General features: G+C 72.8%; 14 protein-coding genes. 3 read left to right on the top strand and 11 right to left on the bottom strand.

What is annotated here, in order from left to right; translation table 11 throughout:
* The first annotated feature begins 153 nt into the window (after nt 1-153).
* A complete protein-coding gene (locus PX701_RS09685; RefSeq protein WP_275506164.1) occupies nt 154-1,173 on the top strand; it encodes a LacI family DNA-binding transcriptional regulator in 1,020 nt (339 codons plus the stop codon).
* A gap of 41 nt (nt 1,174-1,214) precedes the next feature.
* Here PX701_RS09685 and PX701_RS09680 read toward each other — a convergent pair whose 3' ends face one another.
* Together PX701_RS09680 and PX701_RS09675 are read right to left on the bottom strand one after the other, a co-directional pair.
* Entirely contained in the window at nt 1,215-3,260 is a 2,046-nt protein-coding gene (locus PX701_RS09680) for a glycoside hydrolase family protein (protein WP_275506163.1), read from the bottom strand.
* A 20-nt stretch (nt 3,261-3,280) separates the two neighbouring features.
* Entirely contained in the window at nt 3,281-4,912 is a 1,632-nt protein-coding gene (locus PX701_RS09675; RefSeq protein ID WP_275506162.1) for a hypothetical protein, read from the bottom strand.
* On the opposite strand from PX701_RS09675, the gene PX701_RS09670 reads away from it, so the two are divergent.
* Nucleotides 4,911-5,456 carry a hypothetical protein gene (locus PX701_RS09670; protein WP_275506161.1) on the top strand — a complete coding sequence of 182 codons (546 nt, stop codon included), beginning with the start codon at nt 4,911-4,913 and terminating at the stop codon, nt 5,454-5,456. The two genes, PX701_RS09675 and PX701_RS09670, sit on opposite strands and share 2 nt — an antisense overlap.
* A 61-nt stretch (nt 5,457-5,517) precedes the next feature.
* Here PX701_RS09670 and PX701_RS09665 read toward each other — a convergent pair whose 3' ends face one another.
* Genes PX701_RS09665 through PX701_RS09635 form a run of 7 tightly spaced genes read right to left on the bottom strand, consistent with a single transcriptional unit; the run spans nt 5,518 to nt 14,295 of the window.
* Nucleotides 5,518-6,249 carry a hypothetical protein gene (locus tag PX701_RS09665; RefSeq protein WP_275506160.1) on the bottom strand — a complete coding sequence of 244 codons (732 nt, stop codon included), beginning with the start codon at nt 6,247-6,249 and terminating at the stop codon, nt 5,518-5,520.
* Nucleotides 6,242-6,502, bottom strand: a complete 261-nt coding sequence (locus PX701_RS09660) for a hypothetical protein (protein WP_231428788.1) — start codon at nt 6,500-6,502, stop codon at nt 6,242-6,244. The genes PX701_RS09665 and PX701_RS09660 overlap by 8 nt, the downstream gene beginning before the upstream one ends.
* Nucleotides 6,502-8,973, bottom strand: a complete 2,472-nt coding sequence (locus PX701_RS09655) for a hypothetical protein (RefSeq protein ID WP_275506159.1) — start codon at nt 8,971-8,973, stop codon at nt 6,502-6,504. Before PX701_RS09655 ends, PX701_RS09660 begins: the two co-directional genes overlap by 1 nt.
* 12 nt (nt 8,974-8,985) lie before the next feature.
* Nucleotides 8,986-10,041, bottom strand: a complete 1,056-nt coding sequence (locus PX701_RS09650; RefSeq protein WP_231428790.1) for a hypothetical protein — start codon at nt 10,039-10,041, stop codon at nt 8,986-8,988.
* 35 nt (nt 10,042-10,076) lie between these two features.
* Nucleotides 10,077-12,020 (bottom strand): hypothetical protein, encoded by a 1,944-nt coding sequence (locus PX701_RS09645; protein WP_275506158.1) that lies wholly within the window; start codon nt 12,018-12,020, stop codon nt 10,077-10,079.
* A gap of 40 nt (nt 12,021-12,060) precedes the next feature.
* The gene (locus tag PX701_RS09640; protein WP_275506157.1) at nt 12,061-13,356 is read right to left on the bottom strand and encodes a S8 family peptidase; all 1,296 of its coding nucleotides are present in this window, start codon (nt 13,354-13,356) and stop codon (nt 12,061-12,063) included.
* A gap of 51 nt (nt 13,357-13,407) precedes the next feature.
* Nucleotides 13,408-14,295, bottom strand: coding sequence for a helix-turn-helix transcriptional regulator (locus tag PX701_RS09635; protein ID WP_275506156.1), 888 nt, complete (start codon nt 14,293-14,295; stop codon nt 13,408-13,410).
* Between the two features lie 266 nt (nt 14,296-14,561).
* On the opposite strand from PX701_RS09635, the gene PX701_RS09630 reads away from it, so the two are divergent.
* Nucleotides 14,562-15,050: a YajQ family cyclic di-GMP-binding protein gene (locus PX701_RS09630; protein ID WP_231428794.1), complete on the top strand. Its 489-nt coding sequence runs from the start codon at nt 14,562-14,564 to the stop codon at nt 15,048-15,050.
* Nucleotides 15,051-15,129: 79 nt separating this feature from the next.
* Here the strand turns inward: PX701_RS09630 and PX701_RS09625 are convergent, their stop codons facing one another.
* Together PX701_RS09625 and PX701_RS09620 are read right to left on the bottom strand one after the other, a co-directional pair.
* Nucleotides 15,130-16,161: a hypothetical protein gene (locus PX701_RS09625; RefSeq protein WP_275506155.1), complete on the bottom strand. Its 1,032-nt coding sequence runs from the start codon at nt 16,159-16,161 to the stop codon at nt 15,130-15,132.
* A 162-nt stretch (nt 16,162-16,323) separates the two neighbouring features.
* Nucleotides 16,324-17,355, bottom strand: coding sequence for an alpha/beta hydrolase (locus PX701_RS09620; RefSeq protein WP_231428796.1), 1,032 nt, complete (start codon nt 17,353-17,355; stop codon nt 16,324-16,326).
* Nucleotides 17,356-17,380 lie beyond the last annotated feature (25 nt).

Genomic DNA, 17,380 nt, shown 5'->3' with positions numbered 1-17,380 from the left:
AGCCAGCCCTGACCCGGCATTCTTACCGCATGGATGCCTCGGGCCGGGGGCGGCGCGCCGCACGGCGCCCGGGTCGGGGCCGGTCGCCGACCTCCCTCGCCCGATAGGATTTCTCATGACGACGGGCTCGGCGGGGCCGGAGAATGAGGGGCCATGGCCGGCATCGAAGAGGTCGCGAAGCTCGCGGGAGTGTCGACCGCGACCGTGTCGCGCGCGCTCAGCGGCCGCGGCCACGTGTCGGCCGCGTCGAAGGCGAAGGTGCTCGACGCCGCCGCGCGGCTCGGCTACGTCGTGTCGTCGAACGCCTCGTCGCTCGCGTCGGGCCGGACGCGCAACATCGGCGTCGTCATCCCGTTCTTGAACCGCTGGTTCTTCTCGTCGGTGCTCGAGGGCGCGCAGCAGGCGCTGCTGCGGCACGGCTACGACCTCACGCTCTACAACCTCTCGGGCGACGGGCAGGAGCGCGCGAGCGTGTTCGAGCACTTCCTGCTGCGACAGCGGGTCGACGCGGTCATCGCGGTGTCGCTCGAGCTCACCGAGCCCGAAGTGGCCCGGCTGCACGAGCTCGGCAAGCCGCTCGTCGGCGTCGGCGGGCCGATCCCCGGCGTGCGCACGCTCACGATCGACGACGTCGCGGTCGCCCGCCTCGCGACCGAGCACCTCATCGGCCTCGGCCACCGGCGCATCGCGCACATCGGCGGCGACCTCGAGTTCGACGTCGACTTCCACCTGCCGACGAACCGGCGCCTCGGCTACGAGGGGGCGCTGCGCGACGCGGGCGTCGAGCCCGACGGGCGCCTGTTCGCGCCGGCCGACTTCACCATTCGCGGCGGGTACCACGCGACGAAGCAGTTGCTCGGCGCCCCGCACGACCGGCCGACCGCGATCTTCGCGGCCTCCGACGAGATGGCGATCGGCTCGATTCTCGCCGCGCGCGACCTCGGCCTCGTCGTGCCGCGCGACGTGTCGGTCGTCGGCATCGACGACCACGACCTCGCCGACTTCTTCGGGCTGACGACGGTCGCGCAGTTCCCCCGGCTGCAGGGCGAGCACGCCGCCGAGATCCTCATGGACGAGCTCGAGCCCGCGACCGGCGACGCCCCCGCACCGGCGGCGACGCCGCTGCCGTACGAGCTGCGCGTGCGCTCGTCGACGGCGCGGCCGCCCGAGTAGCGTTCCGCCGGGCCTCGGTCACTCGACCGCGTCGCCCCCGCTCATGACGGCACGTGCGCACGGAGGTAGGCGGCCTGGTCGTCGGGGATCGTGGGAACCGGGACCGTCACGTCGGAGCCGCGCCACGCCGACGGGTTGACGCTGAGCGCCGAGTCGATGAGCGAGCGCGAGACGACCTCGTGGCGCGTGAAGCGGATACCGCCGAATGCGTTGAGCTCGAAGTCGCCGACGAACTCCCAGTCGCCGTTGCCGACCGGGTCGAACGCCCCCTCGTAGTGGTAGCTCAGCGGCCACGATCGAGGGTCGGTGCCGGTCGGGATCCGGTTCACGGCCGTGATGACCATGCTCGCCGAGGAGTGCGACCAGTCGCTCGTCTCCGACAGGTCGCGCGAGACGATCGGCGTCGACATCTCGCCGTAGTCGTTGCCCTCCCACGAGACGGTGAGCGTGGCGTGGGCGGTGCCGACCCTGATCTGCGGGAACCGGAACAGCTCGCGCGTGAACGCGTGCTTCGGTCGCATCGCGCCCGGCATCTGCAGCCGCGCCTCGGGGGTCAGCAGCCGCTGCTGCTTGTCGTAGCTCACCGAGAGCGTGCCGCCGGGGAACGCGTTGACCTGGGTCTGCACGATCGACGCCGCGGCGAGGCCCACCTGGATCGCCTCGGCGGCGGTCAGCAGCGCGGCCGGGTTCTGCTGGTAGGCGTACTCGCGCACCTCGCGCGAGGCCGGCACCGCGAGGGCGACCGCCCCCGTGAACAGCTCGGACTCGGCGCGCCGGCGCTCGGCGAGCGCCGCGCTGTCGACGACGCCCTGGGGGCTGCGCACCCGCACCCACTTGGCGATCTCGACGGGCACCTCGTCGAGACGCCCGTCCTCCAGCAGGCGCAGCACCGCCGAACGGCTGAAGGCGTGCGAGCCGATGCCGCACGCGAAGCTCACGATGGCGTCGACCTGGTGCTGTGCGAGAGGGTGCGCGATCTTCAGCGAGATGAAGTCCTCGGCCGAGGCGATCCGCCGGGCCAGTTCCGCATCGCCTGCGTCGCCGGGCGGCAGCAACGGGCGCTCCCAGCGGGTGACGAACGCCCGGCCGGCCGGCGACACCGCGCGGGCGACCGACAGCGACCCCGACCATCGGCTCCCGGCTCGGGCGGCGGGCCGGCGGCGGTCGCCGGTCGGCGCCGACAGCACCGTGGTCATGAGCATCGACTGAGCCGAAGCCGTCGGCGCGGGAAGCGTGTCGGTCGAGACGGTCAGCGCGCCGGCGCCGACGACCTCGGGTCGGCTGTCGCGAACGAAGTCCCACTCGGCGAAGTCGACCTGGCCGGCCAGCAGCGACGCCGGGAACGGCAGGGCGGCGATCAGGCCGCGCACGATGCCGTTCATGCTGGCGATCGCGCTGCGATAGGCGCCGGTCGCGGCGGCCTCGAAGGTGGCGCCGCCCTTCCACGCCGTCCAGAAGAAGTGCGTCGTCGGCTCGGGCAGGTAGTTGTTCGCGTGCGTGCCGACGCTCGTGCGGGCGCCGACGTGCAGCCAGGCGCCGTTGAGGCTCGAGCCGACGCAGTTCATCATGTAGACGCTGCGCAGGTTGAGCGGTCCGCCGAACTCGGTGCGCAACGAGCGGACCCGATCGGCGTCGACGCGGCCCTCCGCATCGATGTAGCGGCCCTCGTTGCCGTGCGTCAGGATCAGCAGGTCGACGACGCGGCCCGCTCGCGTGGCGTCGAAGAGCGTCGATCGGAGCTCGGCGAACGTCGCCGTGGAGTCGCGCAGCACCGTGACCTCGCCGTAGACGTCGGGCTTGGCCGCGCCGAACTGCTGCACGGCGAGTTCGGCCGACTCGATCAGGGTGTCGGTGGCGCGGCGCAGGCCGTCTTCGACGGCGGCGACGAGCCGGGCCCGCATCGCATCGGAGAGCACGGTGTCGGCGCCGGGCACGGCGCGGATCACGCGGTCGACCAGGTCGGGGATGCCGAGGTCGATGCCGCCGTTCTCGATGAGCACGACGAGCTGGCGGTCGGCGGCGCTCTGGGCGCGCGCCCAGCCGACACCGGGACGCCGTCCCGGTGCGGCGGCGAATGCGGTTGGCATGATCGTTCCTTCCGGCTGCGTCAGGCTCGGCGCAGGTGGCCGCCGCCGACGAGTTCGGCGATGAGCTGGTCGAGTTGCGCGGTGATGAGGTCGGCGGCCGCGTTGCTGAGCACGGTCGAGCCCGGCGTCGTGTACGTCTGCAACGCCGTGCGCAGGACGGTGAGCCCGGCCGAGGTCGGTTCGGGCGTGAAGCGCCAGACCCGGTCGACGAGCGCGCCGAGGTCGGCTCCGGAGGCGAGGATCGCGGGATCGCGCAGGTCGGCGACCGACTGCGCGACGGCCTGCTTCATCACCGCGAGCGTCGACGACTCGAGCGCCTCGTCGCCGTGCAGGCGCCACGGGACCGCCCCGGCGTTGTTGCCGACCATCACACCGGTGCTGTTGAGATGGTCGTGCAGTGCCTTGACCGCGACGTTGGCGATCTTCTCCGGTTCCTGCTCGGCGGCGCGCTGCAGCAGCGTCGCGAACCGCGACGCGCTGTTGATGTTGGCGTGCCAGCCGACACCGCCGATGCCGATGGTCGGGTCGGCCTGCTCGAGCTCGCTGAACCGGCGGGCGACCTCGCCGGTGAATGCGCGGTTCGCGACGCGGGTGAAGAACGCCTGCCCGGCGGCGTTGAGGCTGCTGCCGTGGTAGAACTCGCGCCGGAACGCGTCGATCACGACCTCCTTGTTGACGAGGTGACCCGATGCGAACGCGTCGGTCAGGAAGTGGTCGGCGAACGCATTGACGATGAGGGCGCTCTCGAGGGTCGGCGTACCGCTCGGGTTCGCGAGATGCAGCCGCTGCGACTCACGCAGGGCCTGCTGGTGCAGTTCGGCGTAGCGCGCCCGGTTGTCGCCGTGCGCCTGCGGGAAGCTCACCTCGATGACCGAGGGCGGCGCGAAGTGCGTGTAGTTCGTCGCCGCGAGGCGCAGGTAGCGCCCGCCCGTCGCCGTCGACCAGTCGGTCTCGGTCACTGGGTCGTTCCCGGTGCTCGTGCGGTAGTGCGCCGCGCTGCGTCGGATGTGGCCGCGCAGCGCGGTGAGCTCGCGCTCGGAGGCGCCGAGCAGGTCGGCGGGGTTCTCGAAGAAGTCGGGCATCGCGACGAGGTCGCCGTACGTGAAGTCGACGTTCGCGATGCGCAGCGGCACCGTGCCGACGTCGTCGCCGGAGCGCACGTGCTCCCCCGTGTCGAAGAACGGCCGGCTGAGGTCGGGGCCGGCGAGGCGGCCGACGTCGCCGAGCCGCACCGACGCGCCGCGATCGGTGGCCGCGCCGAGCGCGCCCCACACCGGGGTCGCCTGCGCCGGCGCTGCGGGAGCGGCCGCGCGCGTGTCGTCGATCGCGGAGAGGTCCTCGATGAACTCGCGCTGTCCGGCATGCACGGGCCCGGCCGCGGCCTGCGCGCGTCGTGCGGCGGCGGTGCCGGGCGCGGGCGCACCACGTCGCGACGCCTCCTCGTCGAAGCGGTCGAACCGGCGCTGCAGCTCGACGCTGCCGAGGTCGAAGCTGTTCGCGTAGGCCATGCTCTCGGCGATGCGGTCGAAGATCGCCTGCTCGTTCTTGGCCGGGTCGACGGGTGGCGGGGGCGGGGGCGGCGAGCCGTCGCGGTCGCGCATGCCGCCCATCGACGGGTCGAACACCTTGCGGCCGGTGAGGATGGCCTGCATGTCGGCCGCGAGGTCGTCTTCGGCGACGCTCGGCTTCGAGGGCGCGAACGCGGGTTCGGGTGAGGATGTCTCCGGCAGCGCCGGCGGTGCCGGGAGCGGCTCGGCGGCCGTCGGCGCGGGAGCGGACGCCGACGGGGCGGCGGCGGGCGACGGCGCGACCGACGGCGACGCCCCGCCCGGCGCCGGCGTCTCCACCGACGGCGGAGCGGCGGGCGCAGAGGGCGACGTCGGCGTCGCCGAAGACGGAGTCGGCACGGTCGCCGCGGCGTACGGGTCGGGTGCGACCGGCGCCTCGGGGGTGCGGACGGTGTCGGCGGGTGCGGGCGGCGTCGACGCCGAGGCATCCGGGGTCGCTGGTGCCGCAGCCGGGGCGCCCGGCGCCGCGGGTGGCGTGGCGAGCGGTGCCGGCACGGGCTCTCCGCGCTCGACGACGTACTCCTCGAAGGGCTGCCCGCCCTGTTCCATCACCTCGGTGCCGGGGTCGACGGAGAGCGTCACGGCCCGGCTCCGCCGCGCCGGTGCCGGCGGTCGCCCGCTCGCGTAGCTCGAACGCAACAGCCGCGCGAAGTCGGCGTCCCTGCTCTGCGGTCTCGAATACATGACCCTCACGCCCTCACGTTGACTCGGACGACGGCGAACTGGTCGAACGTCACGACCACCTCGTTGTCGGCGGTGAGCGGATGCTCCTCGTCGAGGAGCAGGCTCAGGTGCGCCGGCCCCCGCGACAGCACCTCGACGAGCTCGCCGTTCAGCACGGCGACCGGCTCGAACGAGGCGTCGACGGCCAAGTTGCGCCCCTCGAGCAGGAGCACCGTTCCGCCCTCGGACTGCGACAGGCTGACCCCGTCGATCGACGGCGCCGACTTGCTGCGCCGAGACTGCTGGATCTTGCGCGCGATCTGGCTGTAGTCGATCTCGGAGTCGGTGACCGCGCCCAGGTCGACCTTGCGCGCCTCGAGCTCCTTGAGGTCGTCGAGCGAGTTGACGCCGATGCGGCGCAGCTTGGTGCGCGTCTGCTCGTCGACCTCGAGCGGGTCGATCGCGTCGACCGGCGCGGTGCCGCGCGCCTTCGTGCTGGCCCGCACCTGCTGGTCGGTGATCGAGTTCAGCTGGATCGTGAGCTTCGACGCGCCCTCCTCGCCGGGCTGCGCGGTGACGAACCGTACGGAGCCGTCGGCGTAGCTCGGGAAGGCGTTCACGTCGAGCGCAACCTCCTTCACCGAGTAGCTCAGGGGCTTGTTGATCGCCTTCACGGCGAGCGTCTCGCGGGTCTTGTCGAGCTCGACGACGAGCGAGTCCACGAAGTCCTCGAGGCGCCACGGCGAGTTCTCAGCCATCGTCCGGCTCCTGCTCGACGACGATGCGGATGGCGTGGAACACCGGGAGGTCGGCGGTCGCGACGTGGTAAAGCGGGGGCACCATGCCGATCTCGATCGAGGAGCCGCGCACCGTGAGGTCGAGCTCGATCGGCGTCTCGACCTCGCAGCCGACGATGGTCGTGCGCACTCCCGCCTCGCGGTCGTCGATCGGCGGCGCGAGCGGCAGCAGCCCGGGCAGCATCTCGTGCAGCGGCACGAACGCCTCGTCCATCATGCGCTCCCGTCGATCACGGCCGACGCGGGCTCGAGCCCGGCCTTCGTCTCGAACACGACCTCGTACCCGTCGAAGGCGTAGCCCGACGCGGTGGGCTCGGCCGATTCCTCGTCGACCGACGCGGCGAGGCCGAGCAGCCGGACGGCCTCGATCACCGGGAACCGCACCTCCTCGTCGGCGGTCGCGAGCACCTGCCCGTAGGGGTCGACCTCGGTCGCCGAAGCGAGGGTGAAGCTCCGCAGCCCGAGCACCGGCACGGCCCACAGCACGCCGCGGGTGTTGCGGCGGCCCTCGAACCGCACGTTCGCGACCGCGTCGCCGCCCTGCGCCGCGAGCCAGGCCGGCGCGGCGAACGCCGCCACGACCTCCGGGGCGAGCGGTTGCCCGCCGTCCCAGAGCGGGAGCAGCGCGTTGAGCTCGTGCACGCTGACCTCGAGGCCGGCCTTGAACCGCCCGGCGGTGAGCCGGCGAACCCCCTCGCCCTGCGGCCTCAGCTCGGAGCGGGTCTGCATGAGCCCGTTGCCCCGGTCGGCGGCGGTGAGGACGACGGAGTACCGGGTCGCGGCGTCGAACCCCCACAGGGGCAGCTCGCCGTCGTCGGCGTCGGTGCTCGCCCATACGCGGTTCCAGAACGACCGGAACCTGGCCATGTCGGTGAGCTCCCTCGGCTCACCCGCGACGCCGCCGCGCGCCCGCACGCTGCGCACGGCCCCGAGCACGATGCGCGTCGCGCTCGACGCCTGGTAGACGCTGCTCCGGCCCGGCCAGCGGAGCGACGCGGTGACCTCGAGGTCGACCTCGTGCGGCAACGCGGCGAGCTCGGCAGGGGTCAGGGCCACGCTGATCGGCGTGCCCGGCGCGAGGCCGGTGAGCCGCTGCGTCCGCTCGACGAGCCTCGTGCTCCCGCCCGGCTCGCCGATCGCGACGTCGAGCACGGCTCGCGGCAGCGGCGTCGTCGGGCCGTCGGTGCCGACGTCGAGCCGGAACCGCAGCGTGACCGCCTGCCCGGCGGCGAACACGGGGCGCGGGCCGCCGAGCCGCGGCAGCGGCGGGGCGAGCACCGGCGCGAGCACGGCCCGGCTCGCGGTGGCGGTGGTCGCCGCCGTGGTCGTGCGCGTGCCGTCGAGGCTCGAGGTGCCGCTCACCGCGCCCGGCGCGGGACCCGTTGAAGCCGCGGGGGGCGCGGCGGCGCTTGCGGCGGGTGCGGCCGCGGCCGCCGGGGTGCCGCTCGGCGCGGCGACCGCCGGGGCGGCACCGAGCAGGCGGCGGAGCTCTTCGATCGCGTCGACCGACTCGCCGCCCGGGCTCCCCGCGGCGCCGGTCGCGGCGCCGTCGCCGCCCGACGCGGCGCCGGTCGCTCCTCCACCGCCCGGCGCCGCCGCTGCGAGCAACTGCAGCAGCCGCATGCGATCGGCCGAGCCGAGCACCTCGGTCACGAGCCGCAGGTGGTCGGTACGACGTTGGGCGCGTTGCGCCGCAGCCGCGTTCACGAGCTGCGGGAGTGCGCTGAGCACCGAGCCCGCGAGCCCCGCGAGGATCGCGTCGTCGATGCCGGCGATCATGGCGCGCGCCGGTGCGACGCCCCAGTCGATGCGCATCGACTCGGGCGTGGCGAACAGGTCGCCGCCGGCCGGAACCGGGTCGTGCGGCGTCGCGAAGAGGTCGGCGCCCGGCGCCGCGGGCGCGGGCGCGGCGTGGGCCGCCGAGGCATCCGCCGTCGCCGGTGCCGTCGCCGACGGAGCCGGCACCGGCGAGACCGGCGCCGCAGCCGCCGCCCCTGTCGCGGGCGACGCGACGGCCCCGAGCACGCTGCGCAGCAGTTGCGCGAGCGTGTCGGGCGAGAGGGCGGATGCGTCGCCGCCGGTGCCCGACGCACCGCCGGCGCCGCCCGGGCCGAGCAGCTGCTGCAGCACGGGCCCCGCGACGCGCACGAGCGTGCCGAGCAGGTCGTCCATCGACGCGGGCCGGCTGTACGTCTCGCGTGCGCTGCAGGTCGCGACCGCGGTGCGGGCGCTGCGCGGCATCGGCGCCGCGCCCGGTGCGCCGACCGGCGCCGGCTCGCTCGACGACGCGCTCATCGCGAACCCCGATTCGGGAGCGCTGCCCCAAGCGTCGACGCGGTCGTCGTCGCCCGGCGCGTCGACGAAAGCGCCCAGCCGCACCGGCCGCGAGAATGCGGGTGCGCGACCGTCGGGCGCCGCGGCGCTCTGCACCTGCACGAGGCTGCGCGGCTCGGTGACCGCCGACTCCTCGAGAAGGTACCGGGTGCGGGTGTCGAGATGACGCCCGGCGCGGGGATTGCGACGCCATTCGCTGCGCCAGTACGGGCCGTCGAGCACGACGACCCCGTCGACGGTGCGCACCTGGGTGCCGAGCAGCACCCGGAAGTACGGGCTCGTGCCCGTGTCGATCTCGAAGACCCGTGCCTGCCCATCACCGTCCTCCTCCCGAAGCAGTGCCAGCGCCATGAGCGGTCGCCCCTATCGGCGGGCGGGGGCCGCCCCTCCCGGTGCGGCGCCGGGGGCGGCGCCCTGCCCGGGCGGCAGCGCCGCGACGCCGCCGTCGGCGTACATGGTCGCGAAGTTGTCGAGCTTGAAGTAGTCGGTCTTGAACTGGATGTTCACCTTGCCGGTGAGCTTGGCCGACAGCGTGTCGGTCGCCTCTTTCTGCGAGGTGTTCACCTGGATGTTCGTGTTCGTCATGCTCATGCTGCCGCTCGGGCCGCCGAAGAGGCCGCCGAGGGGCGGGTCGTACGACGCCTCGACGTTGACGACGTTGACGTTCTGGTCCTGGTGCGACGCCTGCGACTTGCGGTTCGCGGTGATCATGAACTCCACGCCCGCCTCGATGACGCCCTTCTCGACCACGAGCCGGGTGACGCCCATGAGCAGCACCTCGCGCAGTGCGGCGCGGTGCTCCTTGGCCATGTTGATCTTCGCCTCGAGGATGTGCCGCTTCACCTCGGAGTCCTCGGGGTCGACCTTGTCGCCCTCGGGCGTGGTGAGCGCCATCTTCTGCGAGCCGTCGGCGGCGCGCTCGGTCGTGACGCCGTACTGCGCCCCCCGCGTCTCGGCGAGTTTCAGGAACGACTCGTCGTCCTTGATCTTGGTGATGAAGTCGGCGGTCGACTTCGTCGCCTCCTTCATGAGCTTGATGTACGAGTCGGTCTGCTCCTTCATGACCTTCAGGTTCGCGTTGAACACCGCCTTCATCAGGTCGGCGACGAACTGCGGGAAGTCGACGCTGTCGACGAGTTCGTTGAACGCCTCGGTCGAGCCCTCGAATCCCGGGCGGTACCCCTCGAAGCCCATCTCCTCGCCCGAGTCGGTCGCCATCGCCTTGGCGACGTCGCGCGGGGCGAGACCCCGGCGGGCGCGTTCGCGATCGATCTCCTCCTCGACGAGGGAGAGGTAGACGCTCTGCTGGTCGGCCAGCGACATCGCCTGGAAGGGCCCGCTCGGCGCGAGCACCTCGACGGCGGTGGCTCGGGCCAGCTGCAGGATCTCCGCATCGGAGGGCCGCGTGCTCTCGTTCATGCTCTGCTCCGTTTCCGTGCCGGCTCACCCGGAGCTCAGAAGTCCCAGTCGTCGCCGGAGGCCGGTGCGCCCGCCCCGGTGCCCGGTGCGCCGGTCGGCGGCGAACCGAACGACGGCATGCCGGGCATTCCGCCGAGGTCCGGCATGCCGGGAAGGTCGGGAATCGACGGCATCCCGGGCAGCGGGCCCGACCCGCCGCCGGCCTCGGCCTCGTCGTCGCCGTGCTCCGAGGCATCCTCTTGCAGGATGCTCTGCGTCGTGATGAACGCGTCGACGTTCGAGATGAATCGCGAGAACGCCTCGTCCTGCTCGAAGGCCGACGGCGTGTACTCGGCGATCGAGGTGAGCAGTGCGTGCCCCAGCCGCGCCTTGTTGTTGAGCACGCTGGCCCGCGCCCGCTGGCCGCGGGTCGCCGCGAGCTTCTCGATGACCTTGAGCCAGGAGCCTCCGGCCGGCACGAGGTGCGAGCGGATCTCCTCGTGGCCCAGGATGCGGGTGATGACGAAGTCGAGCTCGGCGTTCATCATCGGGGTCATCACCGTCGCGAGGCCGACGCAGCTCGTCGAGAGGTTGTACTGCAGGTCCTCGACGGCCTGCATGACGTTCTGCCTCGACACGAAGTTGTCGGGGTGCGGGCTCACCTGGGCGCGCTCGAGGTAGCGGGCCGACTCGAGGATGAGGATCTTCCAGAGCCGGCCGAACTCCTCGTTCGCGGGGGCGTCGGCCGGCGTCGGCGCCTTGCCGAGGTCGAAGACCTGGCGGTAGTACGCCCGCCGCATCGGCTCGCGGGTCGCGTCGACCTTGTCGGTCGTGCCGCTGCGCGGGTCGAGCACCGGGAACCGGTTCGAGAAGACGTAGTCCTCGAGGTCCTTGCGGAGCACCGGGTCCTCGACGGCGAACCCGTCGTGGAAGAGGTACGTCGAGGTGAAGTACCGCACCGCGTCGAACACGCCGAGCTCGTCACCGAGCGTCATGACGTAGAAGAGCTGCGCCGCGCAGCGCACGGCCGCCGAGTTCACCGACCGGGCTGCGGCGTCGTCGCCGTAGAACGTCACGGCGAACGGGTCGTCGGGGCCGGCGCTCGGCATCGCGCCGCTCGTCGCCGCCTTCGCGAGGTACATGGGCACCATGTACGGCGCGTTCTCCTTCGTCACCGCGATGTGCGAGGTCTTGAGGTACTCGACGAGCGTCGGCACGAGCTCGGGCGGCACGTCCTTCACGCCCGAGGCGGCGATGAGCCCCGCGTACTTGTCGTGCTCGAGGCGGTCGCCGACCACGTCGAGCACGATGGCCTTGAACGAGTCGACCGAGAGCTTCGGCGCCCGCGCCAGGATGGCGGTGACGACCGTGCTGTCGTCGTCGTCGAGCTTCGGCACGCGAAGCTGAGCTTCCTGCACGAGGTCGCGCGCGGCTCCGACGGTGGCGTACGCGACGACGTCGCGCGCGCCGTCGCGGTGCGAGACGACGAAGTTGATGAGGCTCGTGCGCTGCCGGATGCCGTAGACGAGGTAGGCGCGGGCGAAGACCAGGTCGCGGATCCCCTCGTACGCGAGCACGGTGCGCACGTCGAAGTCGAGCGTCGACCACCGGGCGTCGAGCTCGTCGTCGAGCTCGTAGCGCAGGTCGGTGAGGTCGGTCTCGCCGTCGAGCACCTCGCCGATCGTGCGTTCGCCCGCGCCCGGCTTGTTCGCCCGCAGTGCGCTGACGAGGCTGTCCTCGGCCCACCGGCCGACGCCGATCGCCGCCGACCGGCGCGGGGTGAGCGGGCGCTCGACCCACTCGCGCACCGTGTCGAGCGCCTCGTCGCCGGGTTCGACGATCGCCTTCTGGAGGAACCCGTCGAGTTCGGCGAGCTGCGCGGCGACCTTCTGGTCGACTGCGGCCTGGTACCCCTGCACGGTCGCGAGCGTGCGCTTGATGCGGAACCCGCTCGGCGCGGACTTCCCGTCGGCGTTCAGGGAGCTGAGCGTGTACGGCATTGCGGTCTCCTCGGTGCGTGCGACCTGGCGCGGGCGGCGTTCACCGCCGGGCGCGCCCCAGCCACTTGAATGCGTCGGTCAGGTTGATGCGCCCGTAGCCCGCGTGCGGGTTGCGCGGGCGGGCGTCGATGCGGTCGGATGTCTCGCGGAGCACGCGCAGCACGGTGTCGGCGTCGAGGTCGAACCCGTGGTCGCGCGCGTACGACTTCATGAGCGCGACGGCGCCGGCCACGTGAGGTGCGGCCTGCGAGGTGCCGGAGGCGACGGCGTAGCGGCCGCTCGCGAACGAGCTGAGGATCCGCACGCCCGGGGCCGTGACGGTGATGTCGGCGCCGTAGGAGCTGAAGCCGGCGACCGCCCCCGCGTCGTCGCACGCGGCGACGGCGATCACGCCCGGCAGCGCTCCCGGGTAGTACTTGGTCGGAGCCCCGTCGTTGCCGCTCGCTGCGACGACGGTCACCCCGCGGCTCTGCGCGTAGCGCACGACGTCGGCGTGCGGGAGGCCGCCACCGGTGTGCCGGATGCCGACGCTCATGTTGACGACGTCGGCGCCCCGGTCGACGCACCACTTGAGCGCCGGGTTGATGTTGTCGACGATCCCGGCGCCCTGGAACCCCGTCGCGGTGCGCATGGTCGCGAGCACTCGCACGGCCATGAGCCGGCAGTCGGGGGCGACGCCGGGCTCCATCGCCCGACCGGCCCCGGCGATGATGCCCGCGACGTGGGTGCCGTGGCCCACCTCGTCTTCGGGGTCGGCGTCGGCGTCGAGCACGTCGCCGACGAATCCGCTCGTGTCGAGCCCCTCGAGGTTCACGAAGTCGGCTGCGGCGACGATCGTGCCGCGCAGTTCGGGGTGGTCGAGGTCGACGCCGGTGTCGAGCACCGCGACGAGCACGTCGGGTCGCCCGCGGGTGATCGCGTTGGCGAACGGCACGCCGATCTGATCGCCCGCCGACGAGGTCGTGCCGAGCGCGGTCGCGGGCTGGGGCACCGGAAGGTCGGTGCCGGCGACGACGAGCTGGCTGCAGCGTTCGACCGAGCGCAGCGCGGAGAGGCGCGCGAGCACGTCGGCCGACAGCGGGGCGAGGTCGTCGAAGATGATCCGGTACGTGCGATCGAGCCCGTGCTTCGTCTCGGCGGGAGTCCAGACATCCATCGCGGGCACGTACTCGTGCGTCACCCAGTACTCGCGGCGCACCTCGTGGAGGACGGCGTCGACCTCGGCGACGACCGAGGTGACGACGTGCGTCTTGTCGCCGATGAACGTGATCCAGTCGGGAATGACGGGCGGCTCGGGCAGCCGCTCGCGCATCTTCAGGATCAGGTGATGCCTCACGTTCACGATTGAACGACGGCGCCGACCGCCCGACAATACGCAGTTGTGACACTATGCCGATGCGGCCGGCGGTGGTAGCGCGGGCCGTCGCCCTTCCGCCCCCGCGATGGGCGCGCGCCCGACGGCGCCCGCTCCGAGCAGTCCGAGCGACTCGGCTCGCCGCACGGCCAGCAGCCGGTCGTGCACGCCGAGCTTCTCGTAGACGTTGCCGAGGTGCTTGTGCACGGTGCGCTCGGAGACGCCCATGCGCGCCGCGATCGTGCGGGCGAGCAGCCCGTCGCCGAGCATCTGCAGCACCTCGAGCTCGCGGGCGGTCAGCCGGCGGGCGCCCGTTTCGACAGGGTCGACGGGGTCGACGGGGTCGACGGCGGGCCGCGGCGGCTGCGGCCCCGGCGACGACCCGGCGGCGCCGAGCCCGTGGCCGGACGCCACGGCGAGCGCGGCCGACGTGCGTTCGAACACCTCGAGGTGGCGGCGCAGTTCGCCGAGCCGGGTCGCCTCGCGCTCGTCGGGTCGCCCCGCGGTCGCGACGACCACCACGACGAATCCCTCGGCATCGGCGAGCACGGGCAGCTCGGCGAGGTGCGGGGTGGCGAGCCAGTCGAGCATGAAGCGGCGCGCGGTCGAGGCGTACCAGGCGTCGTCGATGCGGGCGCCGCGGAACCGCTCGGGGAAGGCGATCTCGATCGTCGACGCGAGCTTCGACGTCTCGCGCCGCCAGAGGCAGAGCTCCGAGCGGTCGGGCTCGACCGCCCGGCCGCCGTCGCGGGCGTAGCGCACGCGGACGTGCCCGACCGCGCGGGCGTCGAACGCGACGCCGATGCGCGCCGCCAGTCGCGGGCGCGGATCGGCGCCGCCGCCGGCTTCGATCAGCGCGTCGGCGTACAGATCGAGGAGCGATCTGGCGAAGACCGCGTCGTCATCCGCCGCGCGATCCATCGGCGCACGCCCTCGATGCCACGACGCTCCCCCCGAAGCCGTCCACCGCTCGGGGCACGTCGGCGCACCCCGGCCTTCGCCGTCGTGGCAACCTGTGCGTCGGTCATTCGTTCGGGTCGGAGGAGGCGGCGTCGCCGGTCCACATCGGTAGCGCCAGAATATGGGAGTTCCTCAGCTTCCACAGCCGTCGGCGGGCCCCGCTTTCGGGGGTCAGCGTCGGCGGCGACCCCGTGGCATCCGCCCGCCCCCTCGGTAAACTGGCGCGCATGGCAGATGCAACGTTCGACATCGTGAGCAAGGTCGACAAGATGGAGGCCGAGAACGCCGTCAACCAGGCGCGAAAAGAGGTCGAGCAGCGCTACGACTTCAAGAACGTCGGCGCCTCGGTCGAGTGGAGCGGCGAGAAGGTGCTGCTGAAGGCCCAGACCGAAGAGCGCGTCAAGGCCGTGCTCGAGGTCGTCGAGTCGAAGTTCATCAAGCGCGGCATCACCCTGCGTGCGCTCGACACGGGCGAGCCCTACCCGTCGGGCAAGGAGTTCCGCATCGAGATCGCGCTCAAGAACGGCATCGACAGCGAGAACGCGAAGAAGATCTCGAAGATCATCCGCGACGAGGCGCCGAAGAGCGTGAAGAGCCAGATCCAGGGCGACGAGCTGCGCGTCTCGTCGAAGAGCCGCGACGACCTGCAGGCGACGATGGCGCTGCTCAAGGGCAAGGACCTCGACGTCGCGCTGCAGTTCACCAACTTCCGCTGAGTCGGGTGCCCGCGCGGCGCTGAGTCGGGTTCGGCGCGCTGAGTCGGGTTCGAACCTCGTTCCGCGTGCCGAACCCGACTCAGCGGGCGCGGCTGCGCGTGGAGCGCAGGGCCGGCTCGTCGGGGCGACCGATCAGCGCACGACGGCGCCGCGTCCGCGGCACGCCCATCGCCGCCAGCCGTTGTTCGAGCGGGCGCTTGCGCACCATCTCGCCCCAGTCCCACCGGTCGAAGGCGTCGGCCCGTCGGCGCAGGGCGTTCTCGCGGTCCTTCTCCCGGATGACGCGCTGGGCAGCGGCGCCGGGGCCGACCGACTCCCGCCGATCGTCGACGGTCAGGTACTTGCCGCGTCCGTCGGCCTCGCCGATCGCGCGCACCGACGGCCACCAGAAGTCGACGTCGGCCGTCGTGCCGAGTTCGCCGAGCCAGAACCGCTGCTGCAGCACGGGCGGTTCGAAGCCGAACTCCTCGATGACGAGACGGCTGGCCGTCTCGAAGACCGTCTCGGCCCGTGCGGTCGCGCGTTCGAGCACGGCCTCGGTGCGACGGCTGCCCGGATACGGCAGCAGGCGCTCATGCTCGGCCCGCAGTCGCTCGAGGGTCGTTCGCGGACCGCCCGACGACCGACGCGGCACCCACAGCGCGGCATCCACCGCGGCGAGCGCAGCCGCGACCGTCGCGACGCGGCACACCTGGATCAGCGTGTACTCGACCGAGGTGACGACCCGGTCGCCGACCCGAACGAGTGACGGCGCCCGGCTCACCCCCACGCCGACGACCCCGCCACGGCGGAATCCGGTCGGACCCGGCGAGAGCACCGAGACCTCGTGCGGCCAGCGACCGTAGGTCGGGAGCCCGAACAGCGCGAGCGCCGAGAGCCCGGTGAACACCGGAGCATGCATCGCCTCGGCGGCGCCGTGCACGAGGTGCAGGTGGCGCAGTTCGTCGCGCCGCCAGGCGGGCGTCGTCGCGGCGGGCGCTTCGGCGTAGAACCCGCGTCGCACCCGTTCGAGGCGGCCGGCCGACACCTCGGCCGCGAGGCGCCGTTGCAGCCCGGCATCGCGCACGTCGGCGAACCTGATGAGCCCGGAGGGCAGTCGGGGAAGATCCATCGCCCCAGCTTCCGCCGACCCGTGGCCCACGGATGCCGCATCCCTCCGCCATGTGGACACCAGCCGCCGCGCTCCCCCTGTGCAGGACGAGTCGCCGCTCACCTGAGTCGGGTTCGCCCCGCTGAGCATGTTTCGAGCACCGCTCAGCGCGCCGAACCCGCTTCACGCCCGCGCGTAGCCGCCGAGCCACCGGGTGATCGCGGCGTACGCGGCCGCCCGGGCGGGCTCGGCCGAGAGCATGACGTCGTGCAGCGCGCCGTCGATGCGCTCGATCGCGACGGTGGGCCCGAGCTTCGTCGCCCGCTCGGCGATCTCGTCGACGACGAGCACGCTGTCGGTCGACCGCATCGCCTCGTCCCACCGGGTGAGGATGGTCGATCGTGCCGACAGCAAGGTGAGCACGGGCGCGCCGACGTCGATGCCGGCGGCGACGGTCGCGTGCCCGGTGAGCACGGCCGAGAGCCACACCGAGTTCGTCGCGAACCCGCGGTCGGGGCGCCAGTCGTGGTCGTACTCCCACTCGCCGCCCTGCTCGCGGGCGACGGCGCGCGTGTAGAACCCGAGGTCGACGTTCGGCAGCGGCGCGAGCGGATGCACCCGGGCACCGAACTGCATCATGGGTGCGATCGCCTCGCGCCCGATGCGCGACAGCTGGAACTCGAGCCACGGGCTGTTGAGCACGATCGCCGACGCGACGCCCGGGTGCCGCGCGGCCCACAGCGACAGCGTCAATCCCCCGGTCGAGTGCCCCATGACGAGCAGGCGCCGGCCGGAGGCATCCCCGCCGTGCCCCATGGCCGCGAGCGCGGCCGCGATGTCGGCGTCGTAGTCGGAGAGGCTCGTGATGAGTCCGGGCGTCTGGCCGGGGCGCAGGCTGCGCCCGTACTTGCGCAGGTCGAGCGCGAAGAAGCGCGCGCCGAGCCCGGCCCAGTACGCGGCGAGCTCGGGGTTGAAGAAGTAGTCGCTCCAGCCGTGCACGTAGAGCACGTCGATACCGGATGCCGCGGCCCGGCGCCACCGCCACCGCCATGCCGGCCGGTGCCTGACCAGGGTCGCGACCACCTCGCCTTCGGCGTCGTCGCCGAGCGGGAGGGTCAATTGTTCGAAGCCGGGGCCGAGGATGTCGGGGCGCCAGGCGGGCTCGGTGGCCGGCGTCGCGGCGAGCGTCGTGTCGGCGGATGTCGGCTCGGCCACGGCTCCCCCTCCCCTGGGCGGTGTC

It is taken from the genome of Agromyces chromiiresistens (genome assembly GCF_029167465.1).
GTDB lineage: Bacteria > Actinomycetota > Actinomycetes > Actinomycetales > Microbacteriaceae > Agromyces > Agromyces chromiiresistens.
This window is presented reverse-complemented; position numbering and strand designations above follow the sequence as displayed.